The sequence below is a fragment of the Streptomyces sp. NPDC006197 genome (assembly GCF_040613865.1).
Taxonomy (GTDB): Bacteria; Actinomycetota; Actinomycetes; order Streptomycetales; family Streptomycetaceae; genus Streptomyces.
Genome location: NZ_JBEXSZ010000116.1, coordinates 1 through 16763 on the forward strand (window position 1 = coordinate 1; position 16763 = coordinate 16763).

General features: G+C 73.3%; 14 protein-coding genes. 2 read left to right on the plus strand and 12 right to left on the minus strand.

Going from position 1 to position 16763, the window contains the following annotated elements; genetic code table 11:
• Positions 1-100: 100 nt before the first annotated feature.
• A complete protein-coding gene (locus tag ABZ318_RS28995; protein ID WP_356905411.1) occupies positions 101-934 on the minus strand; it encodes a trans-aconitate 2-methyltransferase in 834 nt (277 codons plus the stop codon).
• 163 nt (positions 935-1097) lie between these two features.
• Here ABZ318_RS28995 and ABZ318_RS29000 point away from each other — a divergent pair, with 163 nt between their 5' ends.
• Positions 1098-1595, plus strand: a complete 498-nt coding sequence (locus ABZ318_RS29000; RefSeq protein ID WP_356905412.1) for a MarR family transcriptional regulator — start codon at positions 1098-1100, stop codon at positions 1593-1595.
• Here ABZ318_RS29000 and ABZ318_RS29005 read toward each other — a convergent pair.
• The 9 genes from ABZ318_RS29005 to ABZ318_RS29045 all read right to left on the minus strand — a co-directional run bounded on the left by ABZ318_RS29005 (position 1554) and on the right by ABZ318_RS29045 (position 13702).
• Positions 1554-2336, minus strand: coding sequence for a response regulator transcription factor (locus ABZ318_RS29005; RefSeq protein ID WP_356905413.1), 783 nt, complete (start codon positions 2334-2336; stop codon positions 1554-1556). The two genes, ABZ318_RS29000 and ABZ318_RS29005, sit on opposite strands and share 42 nt — an antisense overlap.
• Positions 2337-2579: 243 nt before the next feature.
• Positions 2580-3719, minus strand: a complete 1140-nt coding sequence (galK, locus tag ABZ318_RS29010; protein ID WP_356905414.1) for a galactokinase — start codon at positions 3717-3719, stop codon at positions 2580-2582.
• Positions 3716-4711 (minus strand): UDP-glucose 4-epimerase GalE, encoded by a 996-nt coding sequence (galE, locus tag ABZ318_RS29015; RefSeq protein WP_356905415.1) that lies wholly within the window; start codon positions 4709-4711, stop codon positions 3716-3718. Before galE ends, galK begins: the two co-directional genes overlap by 4 nt.
• Entirely contained in the window at positions 4708-5751 is a 1044-nt protein-coding gene (galT, locus tag ABZ318_RS29020; protein WP_356905416.1) for a galactose-1-phosphate uridylyltransferase, read from the minus strand. Before galT ends, galE begins: the two co-directional genes overlap by 4 nt.
• A 133-nt stretch (positions 5752-5884) precedes the next feature.
• Positions 5885-6568, minus strand: a complete 684-nt coding sequence (locus ABZ318_RS29025; protein WP_190158996.1) for a LuxR C-terminal-related transcriptional regulator — start codon at positions 6566-6568, stop codon at positions 5885-5887.
• Between the two features lie 139 nt (positions 6569-6707).
• A complete protein-coding gene (locus tag ABZ318_RS29030; protein WP_356905417.1) occupies positions 6708-8513 on the minus strand; it encodes a PQQ-binding-like beta-propeller repeat protein in 1806 nt (601 codons plus the stop codon).
• Positions 8514-8526: 13 nt separating this feature from the next.
• A complete protein-coding gene (locus ABZ318_RS29035) occupies positions 8527-10392 on the minus strand; it encodes a PQQ-binding-like beta-propeller repeat protein (RefSeq protein WP_356905418.1) in 1866 nt (621 codons plus the stop codon).
• A 138-nt stretch (positions 10393-10530) separates the two neighbouring features.
• A complete protein-coding gene (locus ABZ318_RS29040) occupies positions 10531-12336 on the minus strand; it encodes an ABC-F family ATP-binding cassette domain-containing protein (protein ID WP_356905419.1) in 1806 nt (601 codons plus the stop codon).
• Positions 12337-12409: 73 nt separating this feature from the next.
• Positions 12410-13702: an acyltransferase gene (locus tag ABZ318_RS29045; protein WP_356905420.1), complete on the minus strand. Its 1293-nt coding sequence runs from the start codon at positions 13700-13702 to the stop codon at positions 12410-12412.
• A 227-nt stretch (positions 13703-13929) separates the two neighbouring features.
• Here ABZ318_RS29045 and ABZ318_RS29050 point away from each other — a divergent pair, with 227 nt between their 5' ends.
• Positions 13930-14913 carry a hypothetical protein gene (locus tag ABZ318_RS29050; RefSeq protein WP_356905421.1) on the plus strand — a complete coding sequence of 328 codons (984 nt, stop codon included), beginning with the start codon at positions 13930-13932 and terminating at the stop codon, positions 14911-14913.
• On the opposite strand, the gene ABZ318_RS29055 is transcribed toward ABZ318_RS29050, so the two are convergent.
• On the minus strand, positions 14914-15810 hold the full coding sequence (locus ABZ318_RS29055; RefSeq protein ID WP_356905422.1) for a 4-(cytidine 5'-diphospho)-2-C-methyl-D-erythritol kinase: 897 nt from the start codon (positions 15808-15810) through the stop codon (positions 14914-14916). It abuts the gene before it with no gap.
• Complete coding sequence (gene rsmA / locus ABZ318_RS29060; RefSeq protein WP_356905423.1) at positions 15807-16682, minus strand: 16S rRNA (adenine(1518)-N(6)/adenine(1519)-N(6))-dimethyltransferase RsmA; 876 nt, start codon at positions 16680-16682, stop codon at positions 15807-15809. The genes ABZ318_RS29055 and rsmA overlap by 4 nt, the downstream gene beginning before the upstream one ends.
• Positions 16683-16763: the final 81 nt, after the last annotated feature.

Here is a 16763-nt window from a genome sequence, read left to right on the forward strand (position 1 = left end):
TGTGGTCGGGATCTTGTATTTGCATGCTAGGGAAATCCACCGACGCGGCACTTCTCCATTCGTGCTCACTTCTAGTGGGATTCCAGCCTGTCCACCCCCTTCAGAGTTTCTTGCGGGCGACGGCGAAGATCCGGCGGAACGGGAAGACCGTGCCGTGCGGGCCGGGCGGGTAGGCCTCGCGCAGGAGCAGGCGGTACTGGGCGAGGAAGGCGTCGACCGCCTCCCGGTCGTCGCCCAGGGTGGTGAGGACGGGCCGCAGCGCGGTGCCCTTGACCCAGTCCAGGACGGGGTCCTCCCCCTGGAGCAGCTGGCAGTACGTGGTCTCCCAGACGTCCGTCTCGCAGCCGAGGTCGGCGAGGCGGGTGAGGTAGTCGGCGGTGTCGAGGACGTGGACGTAGCGGCGGCCCTGGTCACCGAGGCGGGCCCGCCACTCGGGGGTCTCGCAGAGCTCGCCGAGCAGGGCGTGGCTGGGCGAGGTGAAGTTGCCGGGGACCTGGAAGGCCAGGGTGCCGCCGGGGTGGAGGCCGTCGATCCAGGCGGCGAAGGACTCGGGGTGGTTGGGGACCCACTGGAGGGCGGCGTTGGAGACGATCAGGTCGTAGGGCTCGTCGGGGGTCCAGTGGGCGGCGTCGGCGGGCCGGAAGTCGAGCCAGCCGCCGCCCCGGGTGGTGCCCGCCCAGTCCTTCTCGGCGCGCTCCAGCATCTCCGGCGAGAGGTCGAACCCGGTGATGTGCGCGTCGGTCCACCGGTCGGCGAGGAGGACCGTCACGTTGCCGGGTCCGCAGCCGAGGTCGGCGATGCGGGCGGGTCGCCGCTGGGCGGGCAGCTGCGGTATTCGGGCGAGGAGATCGAGGAACGGGCGGGTGCGGTGGCCGGAGTGTCGGAGGTACTGCTGTGGATCCCAGGTTGGTGCGGCGGTGTCCACGGAATGCATGTTCGAAGCCCCCTTGCTGGCACGAGTTGCCGAAGCGGAACGGAGTTCCGGCGGGGTCCCTTCCCCATAGTCCAGGGAAATATATCTTGACTCCAAGATACTCGACATCAAGAAACTCGAACACAAGAGACTTTATGTCAACAGACCCTTTACACTGATCGTCATGGAGGACGAGGTCGACCGACTGGTCGCAGCATGGCGCCGCGAGCGCCCCGACCTCGACGTGGAACCGCTCGAGGTGCTCAGCCGTGTCTCGCGGCTCGCCCGCCACCTCGACCGCGCCCGTCGGCTCGCCTTCTCCGAGCACCAGCTGGAGCCCTGGGAGTTCGACGTCCTCACCTCCCTGCGCCGCGCCGGAGCGCCGTACCAGCTCTCCCCCGGCCAGCTCCTCACCCAGACCCTGGTCACCTCCGGCACCATGACCAACCGCATCGACCGGCTCGCCAAGAAGGGCCTCGTCGAGCGGCTCCCCGACCCCAGCGACCGGCGCGGGGTCCTGGTCCGGCTCACCCCCGAGGGCCGCGACCGCGCCGACGAGGCGCTCGCCGGACTCCTCGCCCAGGAGCGCGCCATCCTGGCCCAGCTCTCCCGGGCCCAGCGCGGCGAACTGGCCGCGCTGCTACGCCGGCTGACCGCCCCGTTCGACAACATCCCCGGGTAGCACCGGCTCCGCGGGGCCCACGCCCGCCCGGCGGGCCAGCGCGACCGCCGCGAGCGTCGAGTGGACGCCCAGCTTCCCGAGCACGTTCTGCATGTGCGTCCGGACGGTGTGCGGGGAGAGGAAGAGGCGCTCGGCGACCGCCTTGCGGCCCAGGCCCGCGACCATGCAGCGCAGCACCTCCCGCTCGCGCGGGGTCAGCGACTCCACGAGCCGCTCGCTGTCCGTCCGGTGCCTGCGCGCCTCCGTCAGCTCCCGCAGGACACCCGTGAGCAGCGCGGGCGGCAGATGCGTCTCGTCCCGCAGCACGCCCCGGACCACCGCGAGCAGCCGCTGCAACGAGCAGTCCTTCGCGACCCAGCCGGAGGCCCCGGCCTGGAGCGCGAGCGCGGCCCGGCGCGGGTCGTCCTTCTCCGCGAGGACGACCGTGCGGAGCGCGGGCTGCGCCCGTCGCACGCCCATGACCAGCGAGATCCCGTCCACGGCGCCCTCGGCGTCGACCGGCACCGGGCGGGCCGCGGCCGCTCCGGCAGGGGCCGCGCCCAGCTCGGCGTCGACGAGCAGCACGTCGAACCGGCGGCCCTCCGCCGCGCCGCGCTCCAGGCAGCGCAGGGCCGCCGGGCCGCTGCCGGCGGCGGCGACGTCGACGTCGGGCTCCGCCGCGAGGGCGGCGGCCAGCGATTCGGCGAAGATGCGGTGGTCGTCCACCACCAGGACGCGGATGCGTGCCACGGACACTCCCATAGTGTCGAGGAACGGACCGACGCGGGTACGGCGCCGGAGGCGGGTCCGTCGAGGACACGGCCGCCGCCGTGCGTTGACTGCTACCCCAGCTCCTGGCGCCGTACCCGACGGGCCTCGCCCCCTGAACAGCACCGGCCCCCACCGGCGCTGCCCCTCAGAGTAGGGGCGGGGCGCCGCGGTGGGGGCCGATTCGCGGAACTGTCCGAAGTCGTGTGATCGCGAGCGGTGGTCCGGGAGAGTCGTTCAGAGGCGGCGCGCGCCCGCCGAGGGGACGGCCGGGAAGATTCCCGGGGCCGCGTACCCGGCCTCGGCGAAGGCCTTCCCGACGGCGGCGGACACCTCCTCCGCCCGCCCGGTCTCCACGAGGACGACGGCGGAGCCGCCGAAGCCGCCGCCGGTCATCCGGGCGCCGAGCGCCCCGGCCGCGTTCGCCGCCTCGACGACGAGGTCCAGCTCCGGGCAGGAGACCCGCAGGTCGTCCCGGAGGGAGGCGTGGCCCTCGGTGAGGACCGCGCCGACCGCGCGGGTGGCGCCGGCGTCGAGCAGCGCGACGGTCCGCTCCACGCGCGCGTTGTCGGAGACGACGTGCCGCACGTACCGCAGAATCGTCTCGTCGTTCAGCCGTGCGAGCGCTTCCGGTAGATGTGCGGCGCTCACTTCGCGCAGGGTGCGTACGCCGAGCGCCCGCGCACCCGCTTCGCACCCGGCGCGCCGCTCGGCGTACGCGCCGTCTCCGAGCGCGTGCTTCACGCGGGTGTCGACGACGAGCAGCCGGAGCCCCTCCTGCGCCAGGTCGAAGGGGACCTGGCGGTACGAGAGGTCCCGGGTGTCCAGGTGGAGGGCGTGCCCCTCCTCGGCGCAGGCGGAGGCCATCTGGTCCATGACCCCGCAGGGCACGCCGACGAAGGCGTTCTCGGCGCGCTGGGCGAGGCGGGCGAGCTCGGGGCGGGAGAGCCCGAGCCCGAACAGGTCGTTCAGGGCTAGCGCGGTGACGACCTCCAGGGCCGCCGAGGAGGACAGCCCGGCGCCGGTCGGCACGGTCGAGGTGAGGTGGACGTCGGCCCCGGCGACCGGGTGTCCGGCCTCCCGCAGCGCCCAGACCACGCCGGCCGGGTAGGCCGCCCAGCCGCCGCCGGAGAGCGGCTCCAGGCCCGCGACGTCCAGCTGGACGATCCCGCCGTCGATGTCGGCGGAGTGCAGGCGCAGGACGCCGTCGTCGCGGCGGGAGACGGCGGCGACGGTGGTGTGCGGCAGCGCGAGCGGCAGCACGAAGCCGTCGTTGAAGTCGGTGTACTCCCCGATGAGGTTGACCCGCCCGGGGGCGGCCCAGAGGCCGTCGGGCGCGGCGCCGTACAGCGTCTCGAAGTCGGCGGCGAGGCTCATGCGCCCTCCTCCCGGCGGAGGCGGGCGAAGGTCCAGGCGTCGGCGACGACGTCCGCGAGGTCGGGGCGGGACGGCGTCCAGCCGAGCCGCTCGCGGGCGGCCTCGGCGGAGGCGACGAGGACGGCGGGGTCGCCGGGGCGGCGCGGGGCGGTGATCTCCGGGATCGGGTGGCCGGTGACCTTGCGGACGGTCTCGACGACCTCGCGGACGGAGAAGCCGTTGCCGTTGCCCAGGTTGCAGATCAGGTGCTCGCCGGCCGGGACGGTGTCCGCGGTCATCGCGTCGAGGGCGAGGAGGTGAGCCTCGGCGAGGTCGGCGACGTGGATGTAGTCGCGGACGCAGGTGCCGTCCGGGGTCGGGTAGTCCTCGCCGTACACGGAGATCGCCTCGCGCCGGCCGAGGGCGACCTGGAGGACGAGCGGGATCAGGTGGGACTCGGGCTCGTGGCGCTCGCCGAGCGGGCCGTGCGCCCCGGCCACGTTGAAGTACCGCAGCGAGACGGCGGCCAGGCCGTGGGCGGCGCACTCCCCGCCGATCATGTGGTCGACGGCCAGCTTGCTCGCCCCGTACGGGCTGGTGGGCGCGGTGGGCGCGGTCTCGGTGATCGGCACGGTCTCCGGCTCGCCGTAGGTGGCGGCGGTGGAGGAGAAGACCAGCTTGCGGACGCCGGCCGACCGCATGGCGGCGAGCAGGGCCATGGTGCCGCCGACGTTGTTCTCCCAGTACTTCTCGGGCCTGGCGACGGACTCGCCGACCTGGGAGAAGGCGGCGAAGTGCAGGACGCCGTCGTAGGAGCCGTCCAGCCACTGCGCGGCGTCCTGGATGCGGCCCTCGATGAACTCGGCGCCCGCCGGGACGGCTTCGGCGAAGCCGGTGGAGAGGTCGTCGAGGACGGTGACCCGGTGGCCCCGCTCCAGGAGGTGGGCGGCGACCACGCTGCCCACGTACCCGGCACCTCCGGTCACCAGGTACTTCTTCGCTGTCGTGGTCACTTGCTCGCCACCTCTCGGAGTCGTCGGGCCGCGTCCTCGGGCCGGACGTCGTTCATGAACGCGCCCATGCCGGACTCGGTGCCCGCGAGGAACTTCAGCTTGCCAGAGGCCCGTCGGACGGTGAAAAGCTCCAGGTGCAGTCCGAAGTCCTCGCGCCGTCCGTCGGTGAAGGGCGCCTGGTGCCAGGCGGCGATGTAGGGCGTCGGCGGCTCGTCCGGGCCGAAGATCCGGTCGAAGCGCCTCAAGAGTTCCAGGTAGACCTGTGCGAACTCCGCGCGGGCCCCCTCGTCGAGGGCGAGCAGGTCGGGCACCCGGCGCCTGGGGTGGAGGTGGACCTCGTACGGCCAGTGGGCGGCGTACGGCACGAAGGCGATCCAGTGCCCGGTCTCCAGGACCACCCGTTCGCCGTCGGCCCGCTCCCGGGCGACGAGGTCGTCGAAGAGGTTCCGTCCGGTCGCCGCGCGGTGCTCGTCCGCGCGGCGGCGCATGGCGGCCGTCCGGGGCGTGACGTACGGGAAGGCGTAGACCTGGCCGTGCGCGTGGGGCAGGGTGACGCCGATCTCCGCTCCGCGGTTCTCGAAGCAGTAGACCTGCTCGACGCCGGGCAGGGCGGAGAGTTCGGCGGTGCGGTCGGTCCAGGCGTCGAGGACGAGCCGGGCCCGCTCCTCGGTGAGGTCGGCGAAGGAGTCCGTGTGGTCGTCGGTGAAGCAGACGACCTCGCAGCGGCCGACGCCGCCGGAGAGGGAGGGGAAGCGGTTCTCGAAGACCGCCACCTCGTAGCTCTCCTCGGGGATCTCGCTCTCGTGGCCGTCCTTGGCGGGGCAGAGCGGGCAGGCGTCGGCCGGCGGGTGGTAGGTGCGGGCCTGCCGGTGCGAGGCGATGGCGACGGGGTCGCCGGTGAGCTCGTCGTGGCGGATCTCGGAGCGGGAGACGACGGGGGTGAGCGGGCGGGGGTCGACGGCGGCGCGGACGGTGTCGTCGCGCGTGTCGTAGTAGATCAGCTCGCGCCCGTCGGCGAGCGTGGTGACGGTCTTCTTCACGGGGGTGCCCTCCGACGGGACCAAACATAACCACGCACAAAGAATCACATTCGAACATCCCCGTCAATGGTGAAGCGGACCCCGCGCACCGGGGCCCGCCGATGTCACCCCGAAGGGGGTACGGGAGAAACCCTCAGGAGGACCCGCGGGGTGCCGGCACCGCCCGGTCGAGCAGCCCCGTGCGCGCCGCGAGCGCCGCCGCCTCGAGGCGGGAACCGACCCCCAGCTTCATCAGGACCCGCTGCACGTGCGTCCGCGCCGTGCTCGGCGCGATCCCCATCCCCGCCGCGATCAGCCGGGTGTCCTCGCCCTCCGCGACCCGCACCAGGACCTCCACCTCCCGCTGCGTCAGCAGCCGGAGCAGCCGCTGCGCCTCGTCGTCCGGCTGCGCCGAGGGATGCAGCAGCTCGGCGAAGGCCCCCTGGAGCAGCTGCGGCGCCACCGCCGGCTCCCCCGCCCGCGCCTTCACCAGGGCCCGCTCGACGCCCTCGATGCGCTCGTCGTGCCGGACGTACCCCGAGGCCCCGGCCGCGAACGCCGCCGCGATCCCGCGCGGCGACGGCACCGGGCCGAGCACCACGACGGCCACCTGCGGCCGCTCCCGCTTGATCCGTACGACCGGGTCGAAGGTCCCCGGCGCGTCCGGCGTCGCCGTGCCCAGGAGGCAGACCTCCGGCGCCCGGCCCACCACCAGCTCCGCCGCCCCCGCCACCGGCGCGGCCGCCGCGAGCACCCGGTGCCCGCGCAGCTTCAGCGCCGAGGCGAGCGCCTCCGCGAGCAGGCGGTGATCGTCCACCACCACGAGGCGTACGCCCATCCCGGTCATCCCCCCTCCTGGCCGGCCGGACGCCCCGGCGGCCTGACCCGGCAAGCTACACGCTCCCCCGCCCCGGCCGCCGACATGCGCGTGGGCCCCTCCGGATCACCGGAGGGGCCCACGGCCGTCTGGCGGGTCGTCAGTGCCCGACGGAGAAGGAGACGATCAGGTACTCCTTGATGTCGCTGGACGAGGGGTTCGGCCGCGGCTTGCTGACCATGGTCGCCGAGATGAAGAACCGGCCGTCCCGGTAGAGGAGTTCGGCGCCGTTGAGGCTGAAGCTCGACTCGGCGTTGTGGATCGACTTGTCCGCCGGGTTCTCCAGGAGCAGCGTCTCCTTCATCGTGCCTCCGTCGATCGACACGATCCGCCCGCCCTTGTCGTACGGCGGGGCCTTGTAGGCGATGAGGTTGCCGCCGTCCATGCGGAGCGGGACCAGGGTGTACTTGTCGCCCGCGTCGGCCTTCTCCGGCACCGTGCGCCCGGTGGCCAGGTCGAAGGCGATGACCTCGTTGGTCTCGTCGCCGTACTCGCCGGTGCTGCCCTCGTGCTCCTCGGTCGGCACGTACAGCCGGCCGTTGCCGACGAGCGCCTGGGTGCAGGACTCGACCTCGGTCGCGCGGCAGCGGGCCGCGTACTGGTCCGCGTCCGCCGTGATCTTCGCCTTCAGCTTCCCGGTCTTCTCGTCGATGGAGAAGAAGTCCGAGATGCCGCTGCCGTCACCGGCGGTGTCGCCGACGTCGGCCGCGACGACCAGCGGCTTGGTGGAGACGACCGAGGCGTACTTCGCGCCGGACGGCATCTTGTACTGCGAGATCGGGGCGCCCGTCATCGGGTTGAGGTTCTGGATCAGCACGTTCGGGTTGTCGTACTGCCCGCACTTGCGGACCGCGACGAGGCCCTCCCCGCCGCCGTACCCCATGTCGTAGCAGTTCTGGTCGTTGGCCTGCGGCTTCCAGCGCGGATTGCCGTTGGCGAGGTCGAAGGCGGCGCCGCCGTCGGTGCCGCCGGCCGCGACGGTCGCCCCGCTGAGCGTGACCTCGCTGAACCGCACCTTCTGGTCGCCGGCGCTGCCGCCGGTGACCGAGGTCGACCACAGCAGCTTGCCGGTGTTCAGGTCGACCACGCCGACCTCGGTGCACGGCTGGTAGTAGCGCGGCCCCACCCGCTTGGTGGCCTCGAAGAGGATCGGCGCCTTGTTGTCCGCGGTGATGTGGCGCGAGGCGCCGCAGACCTGGCCGGTCAGCGGCAGCGTCCACAGGACGGTGCCCTTGTCCGGGTCGTAGCCGACGAGCGAGTTCACGCCCGGCTTCACGAACGCCTTGTCGGTGATCCAGGAGCCGGTCACGTCGGTCAGGTCCGCGACCTTCGGCTCCGGCACCTGGAAGGCCATCTTGGCCCGGGTGTCCGCCGGGGCCTTCTCCTTGCCGCCGCCGCCGAGCCCGTTGCCGCCGGTGGTCCCGCCGCCGCCGGTGCCCTGCGAGGTGCCGCCCGTGCCCTTGGCCTCGTGGCCCCCGTCATCGCCGCCGGAGTTGGCGTACCAGATGCCGCCGCCGATGATCAGGACCACGGCGACGGCCGCCGCGATGACGATCTGGAGCTGCGCCGACAGCTTCTTGCCGCCGCCGGGGGCCGGGGGCGGGGTGGGCTGCTGGTAGCCGCCGTACTGCGGCTGCTGCGGCTGGGTCGGGTAGCCGTACGGAGGCTGGCCCGGCTGCTGCGGGTAGCCCCCGTACTGCTGGGGCTGCTGCGGCTGCTCCTGGGGCGCGGTGGGGTAGCCGTACGCCGGGGGCTGCTGCGGGTAGCCGTAGCCCGGATCGGGCTGGGGCGCCTGCTGCGGGTAGCCGTAGCCCGGCTGCTGCTGCGGCGGCGGGGGCGTCGGGGCGCCGAAGCCGCCCTGCGGGTCCGGGGGTTGGTTCGGCGGCGGCGGGGGTGGCTGCGTCATCGGTCCGTGTACCTCACTTGCTGAAGGCCATCATCGTCTTGACCTGCATCTCGTCCTTGTCGTTGGACGCCGACACACGTCCGCTCGCCACCACGAAGGTGCCGCTGCCGTAGGCGAAGCTCGCGTCGTAGAAGTTGCTCTCGATCCCGGCGGTCGAGGCCGGGTGCTGGAGCAGGATCTTCGGCGCGCCGCCGGTCGGGGCGAGGGTGGCGACGGCGCCGCCCTTGTCGTACGACGGGTCCACGTACAGCAGGACCTGCCCGCCCTCCATGCGCAGCGGCGTCATCGGCTGGTCGCCGGGGGCCTTGGAGCGCCACTTGGCCTTGCCGGTGTTCAGGTCGAAGGCGACGACCTCGTTGCCCTTGCCGTAGCCGGTCTCCGTGGCCATGTAGAAGGTGTTCGCGTCGGCCGCGACACCCGTGCAGCCCGAGAGGTTCTTGCCGAAGATGACGAAGCTGCCGCCGCACGAGGGCGCGAACTTGTCGTTGCCGCCCTGGATCTGCGAGCGGAGCTTGCCGTTGGCGTTCAGCGCGAAGACGGACCACTTCTTCTGGTCGCGCTGGGTGGCCGAGACGACCAGCGGGTCGACCGAGTAGACCTTGTCGACCTCCCAGTTCGCCTCCAGCTGGAAGGTGAACTTGGGCTTGCCGGTGTTGGGGTCGACCTGGCCGACCGCCTGGATCTTCTTGGTGGTGCTGCCCGAGGGGCAGTCCATGGCGGCGATCAGCTTGCTGCCGCCCGCGTAGGCGAAGGGCTTGCAGCCGCTGTCGGGGCTCTTGAAGAGCTGGTGGCCGTCGGCGAGGGAGAAGCCGTACGCGCTGCTGGAGCCTGCGGCGGTGACCGTGTTGCCGCTGATGGCCAGGGTGTTGTCGGAGAAGGCGAAGAGGCCCGTGGCCTTCGGGACGGCCTTCTTCCAGCCGGTCTTGCCCGTCTTGAGGTCGACCTTCTGGAGCTGGGTGCACTTGGCGCCGTCCTTGGCGTTCTCGGCGTACCCGAAGACCATGGTGCCGTCGGCGGCGGGCTCCGGCGGGACCGCGCACAGCTCGAACGGCAGGTCGACGTGCCACTTGCGCTTGCCGTCGCCCAGGCCGTAGCCGTCGACGCCCTTGTACATCGCCTTGACGACGGTGTCGCCGACGATCCACGGGCCGAAGACGTCGGAGCCGTTGCGGGGCAGGTCGACGTCGTTCTTCAGCAGCCAGTTGACCTTCGCCTCGCCGGTCTGGCGGCCCGCGTTGAGGTCCTCCTCGCCGTTGTCGCCGTCGCCCGTGCCGTCGCCCTGGTCCACCGACTCGGTGGGCTTGGGGGCGCCGGTGGAGGTGGCCGTGGCGGTGGGCTGCGCGACCGGGTCCTTCTCGTCGTCCCCGCCGACGACGGCCCAGGTCGTGACGGCGGCGACCAGGACGGCCGCGGCGGCCACGGCCGCGACGACACCGGTCCGGCCCTTGAACGGACCGCCGCCGCCGGGGGTCTGGGGCGGGGTGGGGGCGCCCTGGTACACGGGCTGGGTCGGGTAACCGCCGTAGGGGTTCTGCTGCTGACCGTACGGGCCGGGCTGCGGCGCCTGGCCGGGCTGGCCCTGCTGCGGGTAGCCGTACGGCTGCGGCGCCGGCTGCCCGTACGGACCGGGCTGACCCGGCTGGCCGTACGGACCGGGCTGCGGGGCCTGACCCGGCTGCTGCGGGTATCCGTACCCCGGCTGCGTCGGCTGTCCGTACGGTCCCGGCGCGGCCGGCGGCGGGGACTGCGGGGCGGGCGGGGTCTGCGGTGCCTGCGGCGGGACCGGCGGGACGGGCGGCGTGCCCTGGCCCGGCCCCTGGTTCGGGTCCTGCGGGGCTCCGAAGCCCCCCGGCGGCTGGTTGCTGGGCGGCTGGGTCATCAGCGGTTCCCCCTTGACGTGAACGGGTTTTCTTTCTACCACTCACGCGATGGCGCAAAAGCGACCGGTCCGCCCCTTGTACCCAAGGGAGGACCGGCCTGTGATGCCCTCGTTATGCGTCGCGGATGCGAAGTGCGGCTACGCGTCCTCGGCCAGCTCCAGCCAGCGCATCTCCAACTCCTCCCGCTCCCCCGCGAGTTCCCGGAGCTCCGCGTCGAGCTTCGCCACCTTCTCGAAATCGGTGGCGTTGTCGGCGATCTGCGCGTGCAGCTTCGTCTCCTTGTCGGAGAGCCTGTCGAGCTGACGCTCGACCTTCTGCAGCTCCTTCTTGGCCGCGCGGGCGTCCGCGGCGGAGACGCCCGGCTTCTGCTGCGCGGGCGCGGCGGCGGGCGCCGGGACCGACGCCTCGATCATCTTCCGGCGCCGCTCCAGGTACTCGTCGATGCCGCGCGGCAGCATCCGCAGGGTCCTGTCGCCGAGCAGCGCGAACGTCCGGTCCGTGGTGCGCTCGATGAAGAACCGGTCGTGGGAGATGACGACCATGGAGCCCGGCCAGCCGTCGAGGAGGTCCTCCAGCTGCGTCAGGGTCTCGATGTCGAGGTCGTTGGTGGGCTCGTCGAGGAAGAGGACGTTCGGCTCGTCCATCAGCAGGCGCAGCAGCTGCAGGCGGCGGCGCTCACCGCCGGAGAGGTCACCGACCGGCGTCCACTGCTTCTCCTTGGAGAAGCCGAACTGCTCGCAGAGCTGCCCGGCCGTCATCTCGCGGCCCTTGCCGAGGTCGACCCGGTCGCGGATCTGCTGGACGGCCTCCAGGACGCGCAGCGTGGCGGGGAGTTCGGTGACGTCCTGCGAGAGGTAGGCGAGCCGGACGGTCTTGCCGACGACGATCTTCCCTGCGGCCGGCTGCTTCTCGCCCTGGGTGACGGCCGCCTCGGCGAGTGCCCGCAGGAGTGAGGTCTTGCCCGCGCCGTTGACGCCGACGAGGCCGATGCGGTCGCCGGGCCCGAGCTGCCAGGTGAGGTGCTTGAGCAGCTCCTTGGGGCCGGCGGTGATGCTCACGTCCTCCAGGTCGAAGACCGTCTTGCCGAGCCGGGCGTTGGCGAACTTCATCAGCTCGCTGGTGTCGCGCGGCGGCGGCACGTCGGCGATCAGCTCGTTCGCGGCCTCGATGCGGTAGCGCGGCTTGGAGGTGCGGGCGGGGGCGCCGCGCCGCAGCCAGGCCAGCTCCTTGCGCATCAGGTTCTGCCGCTTGGCCTCCTCCGTGGCCGCGATCCGCTCGCGCTCGGCGCGGGCGAAGACGTAGTCGGAGTAGCCGCCCTCGTACTCGTGCACGTCACCGCGCTGCACGTCCCACATGCGGGTGCAGACCTGGTCGAGGAACCAGCGGTCGTGGGTGACGCAGACGAGCGCCGAGCGGCGGCTCTGGAGATGGCCGGCGAGCCAGGCGATGCCCTCGACGTCGAGGTGGTTGGTGGGCTCGTCGAGGACGATCAGGTCCTGGTCGTCGATGAGGAGCTTGGCGAGCGCGATGCGCCGCCGCTCGCCGCCGGAGAGCGGGCCGATGACCGTGTCGAGGCCCTGCTCGAAACCGGGCAGGTCCAGCCCGCCGAAGAGTCCGATGAGCACGTCGCGGATCTTGGCGCTGCCCGCCCACTCGTGGTCCGCCATGACACCGATGACCTCGTGCCGGATGGTGGCCTTCGGGTCGAGGGAGTCGTGCTGGGTGAGCACCCCGAGGCGGAGCCCGCCGCTGTGGGTGACGCGGCCGGTGTCGGCCTCCTCCAGCTTGGCGAGCATCCGGATGAGGGTGGTCTTGCCGTCGCCGTTGCGTCCGACGACCCCGATCCGGTCCCCCTCGGAGACGCCGAGCGAGACCCCGTCGAGCAGGGCACGGGTGCCGTACACCTTGCTGACGGCCTCGACATTGACCAGGTTGACGGCCACGTTCACTCCTGTACGGGGGATCGATCGACGTCCAAGGGTACGTCGCCGCGCGGACCGCCCCCGGCGCCCGCCGTCAGGCCCCGGAGCCCCGCCCCGCCCGCTCCACGAGCAGCCAGCCCGCCAAGGCCAGGCCGACGGCCGCCGGGGCCGTGACCGGGACGGCGATCAGCGTCGCCGCGTGGCCGTCGAGGAGGCCGCCGAAGCCCGTCAGGGACAGGCCCAGCACGCCGAAGAGGGCGAGGGTGATGCCGAGGGCGGCGAGGGGGCCGCCCGCGTCGGTCGCCGGGGCGGCCGGGACCGGGGCCTCGAAGCGGCGGAAGACGGCGACGAGCAGGGCCGTGAGCACGGCCGCCGCCGCGAACCGCAGCGGGACCTGCGCCCACCAGGCCGCCGTGGCCGGGGCCGGGAGCTCCACGCCGAGACCGAGCAGCGCCCCGTACACGCCCAGCATGGCCGTCAGGTGCCACAGGAACGCCGTCATCGCGATCCCGTTGGCGGCGACCACCGTCCGCCACACCCCGGCGCGGGCGACGAGCCGCGCCCCCGGGCCCCTCAGCAGCTCGACCGCGCCGACCAGCCACAGCCCGTGGCAGAGCAGGGCGAGGGTCGGCGGGGCCATGTTCGACACCTTCTCCCCGGGCATTCCGACCATCGACAGGGGGTACGGCCCGAGGGCGACCAGCGCGGTCGCGCCGACGAGGCCCGCGGCGGCGAGCAGGGCCGGGCGGCGGATCATGCCGTCGGCGCGGAGGAAGCCGAGCTGGTGGACGGCGAGCCACACGAACGCGAAGTTCAGGAACTCCACGAAGGGAACGTCCACCGCGAACCGCAGCACGTCCACCGCGACCGCGCCGCCGGCGAGCGCGCCGAACGCGCCCCAGCCCCACCGCTCGTGCAGCCGCAGCAGCGGCGGCGTGAAGGCCACCATCGCGAGGTAGATCCCGATGAACCACAGCGGCTGCGTGACGAGCCGCAGCGCGACCCCGGTGAGGCCCCCGTCGGCGCCGGACAGCTGGAGCACCAGCGCGGCCGCGCCCCACACCCCGACGAACACCATCGTCGGCCGCAGCAGCCGCTGGAGCCGGGCCCGCAGGAAGGCCGCGTACCGGGGGCGGGAGCGGTGGGCGAGGGCGTGCGAGAAGCCGCCGACGAAGAAGAACACCGGCATCACCTGGAACGCCCAGGTCACCACCTGGAGCTCCGGCACGACGGCGAGCAGGTTCCCGACCCGCCCGTCGGCGGTGACGGCCGCCATCAGCCAGTGGCCGAGGACGACGACCGCGAGCGAGGCGACCCGGAGCAGGTCGACGTAGCGGTCGCGCGAGGCGGGTGTGGCGGCGGCGAGTTCGCGAGCGCTGAATCCCATACGGGTACGGTCCCGCGACCGCCCGGTCCGCCGTCAGGGCGCGGATACTCAGACCGAGGGCTGAGTACGGGCTCCCGGCGGCTCGGCACCCCGCCCCGCGCCACGCGCTGCCAACCGGCCCCATGGCGTCGGCCACGTGGGCGACCTCCCGGCCACGGCTGCCGCGCTCCCCGGCCGGCGAACCGCGAGCCTCTCCTCAGGTCACCCGCACCCCCGAGGAGAAGTCCATGTCGAGACGCCCACGCCTGGCCGCCGTCGCCGTCGCCACCGCGGCCCTCGCCCTGCTCGCCGCCGGCCCGGCGTCGGCCGGCGACCCGACCGTGTCCGACCCCCGCGTCGTCGCCCACTTCGACTTCGCCACCGGACAGACCCCCGAGAACATCGCCCTCGAACCCGACGGCTCCGCCGACCTGACCTTCGCCTTCGCCCGGCAGGTCGTCCGGGTCGGCAAGCACGGCGGCGTCCCGAAGGTCCTCGCCACGCTGCCCGAGGTCGCGAACCCGCAGACCCCGAACATCGGCGCGGCGATCGTCACGGGCATCGCGCGCGCCCACGACGGCACCCTGTACGTCGCCTACGCCACCGGCACGGAGGAGACCGGCATCTGGCGCATCGCCGGCGGCGGCGGCGCGCCGGAGCAGATCGCCCAGCTGCCGGCCGACGCGTTCCCCAACGGCATCGCCCTCGACGAGAAGTGCGGCACGATCTACGCCGCCGATTCGGCCCGCGGCGAGGTGTGGCGCATCCCGGTGGACGACGGAGACCCCACGGTGTGGGCCTCGGGGGCGGCTCTCGCGCCGTCCGCGGACCTCCCCTTCGGCGCCAACGGCCTCAAGCTCCACGACGGCGCCGTCTGGGTGTCCAACACGGCCCAGGGCACCCTGCTGCGCATCCCGTTCGGGCAGGACCGGACCGCCGGCCCGGTCGAGACCAGGGCGACCGGGCTCGACGGGATCGACGACTTCGCCTTCACCGGCCACGGCGACACGGCCCTCGCCGCGCTGAACACGAGCAGCCTGCTGGAGCTCGTACGCCCGGACGGCAGCCACAGGACGGTGCTCACCGAGACGGACGGCCTCGACAACCCGACCTCGGTGGCGGTCCGCGCCAAGACGGTCTACGTCCCCAGCGCGGCCTACTTCTTCGACCCCGCCACCGAGACCCCGGACCCGAACCTCCTCCTGGCCCGGATCTCCAGGAACAAGCTCTAGCTAGCCCAGGACGACCGCGCCCGGGACCGGCGACGTCGCCACCCGGGCCGTGCGGCAGGTGCCCGAGGCGGTGAGGGCGGCGGCGACCGCGGCCGCCGTCTCCGCGTCCTTCACCAGGAACGCCGTCGTCGGGCCCGAGCCGGAGACCAGGGCCGCGAGGGCGCCCGCGTCCGTGCCGGCCGTCAGGGTCGCGGCGAGCGAGGGGCGCAGGGAGAGCGCCGGGGCCTGGAGGTCGTTGGCGAGGGTGGCGGCGAGAGCGGTGGTGTCGCCGGTCGCCAGGGCCTCCAGGAGGGCCGGCGACGCGGCCGGTTCGGGGATGTCCACGCCCTCCGCGAGGCGGTCGAACTCGCCGAACACCACGGGGGTCGAGAGCCCGCCGTCGGCGACGGCGAACACCCAGTGGAAGGTGCCGCCGACCGGCAGCTCCGTCAGCTTCTCGCCGCGCCCGGTGCCGAGCGCCGCCCCGCCGACGAGGCTGAACGGCACGTCGGAGCCGAGCTCCGCGCAGATCTCCAGGAGCACGTCACGGGGCGTGTTCAGGCCCCAGAGCGCATCGCACGCGAGCAGCGCGCCCGCGCCGTCCGCGCTGCCGCCGGCCATGCCGCCGGCGACCGGGATGTCCTTCTGGATGTGCAGGTGCACGTCGGGGGCGATGCCGTGCCGGGCGGCGAGCAGCTCGGCGGCGCGCGCGGCCAGGTTGGTGCGGTCCAGCGGCACCTTGTCGGCGTCCGGGCCCTCGCAGGTGACCGTCAGCCCGTCGGCGGGGGTGGCGGTGACCTCGTCGTGGAGGGAGACGGCGAGGAAGACGTTCGCCAGGTCGTGGAAGCCGTCGGGGCGGGCCGCGCCGACGGCGAGCTGCACGTTGACCTTGGCGGGAACCCGTACGGTCACGCTCACTGCTTCTTCGCCTCCGCGATCCGCGCGAACTCCTCCACCGTCAGCGACTCGCCCCGCGCCTGCGGCGAGATCCCGGCCTTCACGAGGGCCTCCTCCGCGGCCGCGGGCGAGCCCGCCCAGGTCGCGAGGGCCGCGCGCAGGGTCTTGCGGCGCTGCGCGAAGGCCGCGTCGACGACCGCGAAGACCTCCTGGCGGCTCGCGGTGGTCGGAAGGGGTTCGGTGCGGCGGACGAGGGAGACGAGGCCGGAGTCGACGTTCGGCGCGGGCCAGAAGACGTTGCGGCCGATGGCCCCGGCGCGCTTGACCTCCGCGTACCAGTTGGCCTTGACGGAGGGGACCCCGTACACCTTGTTCCCGGGCTTGGCGGCGAGCCGGTCGGCGACCTCGGCCTGGACCATGACGAGGGTCCGCTCGATGGTCGGGAACCGCTCCAGCATGTGGAGCAGGACGGGCACGGCCACGTTGTACGGCAGGTTCGCGACGAGCGCGGTGGGCGGCGGGCCCGGCAGCTCCTCGACGTGCATCGCGTCGGAGTGGACGAGCGCGAAGCGGTCCTTCTTCTGCGGCATGCGGGCGGCGATGGTGGCCGGGAGGGCGGCGGCGAGGATGTCGTCGATCTCGACGGCCGTCACGCGGTCGGCGGCCTCCAGGAGGGCCAGGGTGAGGGAGCCGAGCCCGGGGCCCACCTCCACGACCACGTCCTCGGGCCGCACCTCGGCCGTGCGGACGATCCGCCGGACGGTGTTGGCGTCGATGACGAAGTTCTGGCCCTTCTGCTTCGTGGGGCGCACGCCGAGGGCGGCGGCCAGCTCACGGATGTCGGCGGGGCCGAGGAGGGCGTCGGGGCTTTCGGGGCCGGTGGTGGTGCTCACCGGTACAGCGTACGGGGCCCCGGTACGGCCGACCTACGGCTCACCGGCACGGCCCGCCCGGCGGCGGACCCGTCGGCACGG

What these genes read in the sequence shown, in the direction of transcription:
- ABZ318_RS28995 (WP_356905411.1), bottom strand. Translation starts at nt 934, where the DNA reads ATGCATTCCGTGGACACCGCCGCACCAACCTGGGATCCACAGCAGTAC.
- ABZ318_RS29000 (WP_356905412.1), top strand. Translation starts at nt 1,098, where the DNA reads ATGGAGGACGAGGTCGACCGACTGGTCGCAGCATGGCGCCGCGAGCGC.
- ABZ318_RS29005 (WP_356905413.1), bottom strand. Translation starts at nt 2,336, where the DNA reads ATGGGAGTGTCCGTGGCACGCATCCGCGTCCTGGTGGTGGACGACCAC.
- galK (WP_356905414.1), bottom strand. Translation starts at nt 3,719, where the DNA reads ATGAGCCTCGCCGCCGACTTCGAGACGCTGTACGGCGCCGCGCCCGAC.
- ABZ318_RS29025 (WP_190158996.1), bottom strand. Translation starts at nt 6,568, where the DNA reads ATGGGCGTACGCCTCGTGGTGGTGGACGATCACCGCCTGCTCGCGGAG.
- ABZ318_RS29030 (WP_356905417.1), bottom strand. Translation starts at nt 8,513, where the DNA reads ATGACGCAGCCACCCCCGCCGCCGCCGAACCAACCCCCGGACCCGCAG.
- ABZ318_RS29035 (WP_356905418.1), bottom strand. Translation starts at nt 10,392, where the DNA reads ATGACCCAGCCGCCCAGCAACCAGCCGCCGGGGGGCTTCGGAGCCCCG.
- ABZ318_RS29045 (WP_356905420.1), bottom strand. Translation starts at nt 13,702, where the DNA reads ATGGGATTCAGCGCTCGCGAACTCGCCGCCGCCACACCCGCCTCGCGC.
- ABZ318_RS29050 (WP_356905421.1), top strand. Translation starts at nt 13,930, where the DNA reads ATGTCGAGACGCCCACGCCTGGCCGCCGTCGCCGTCGCCACCGCGGCC.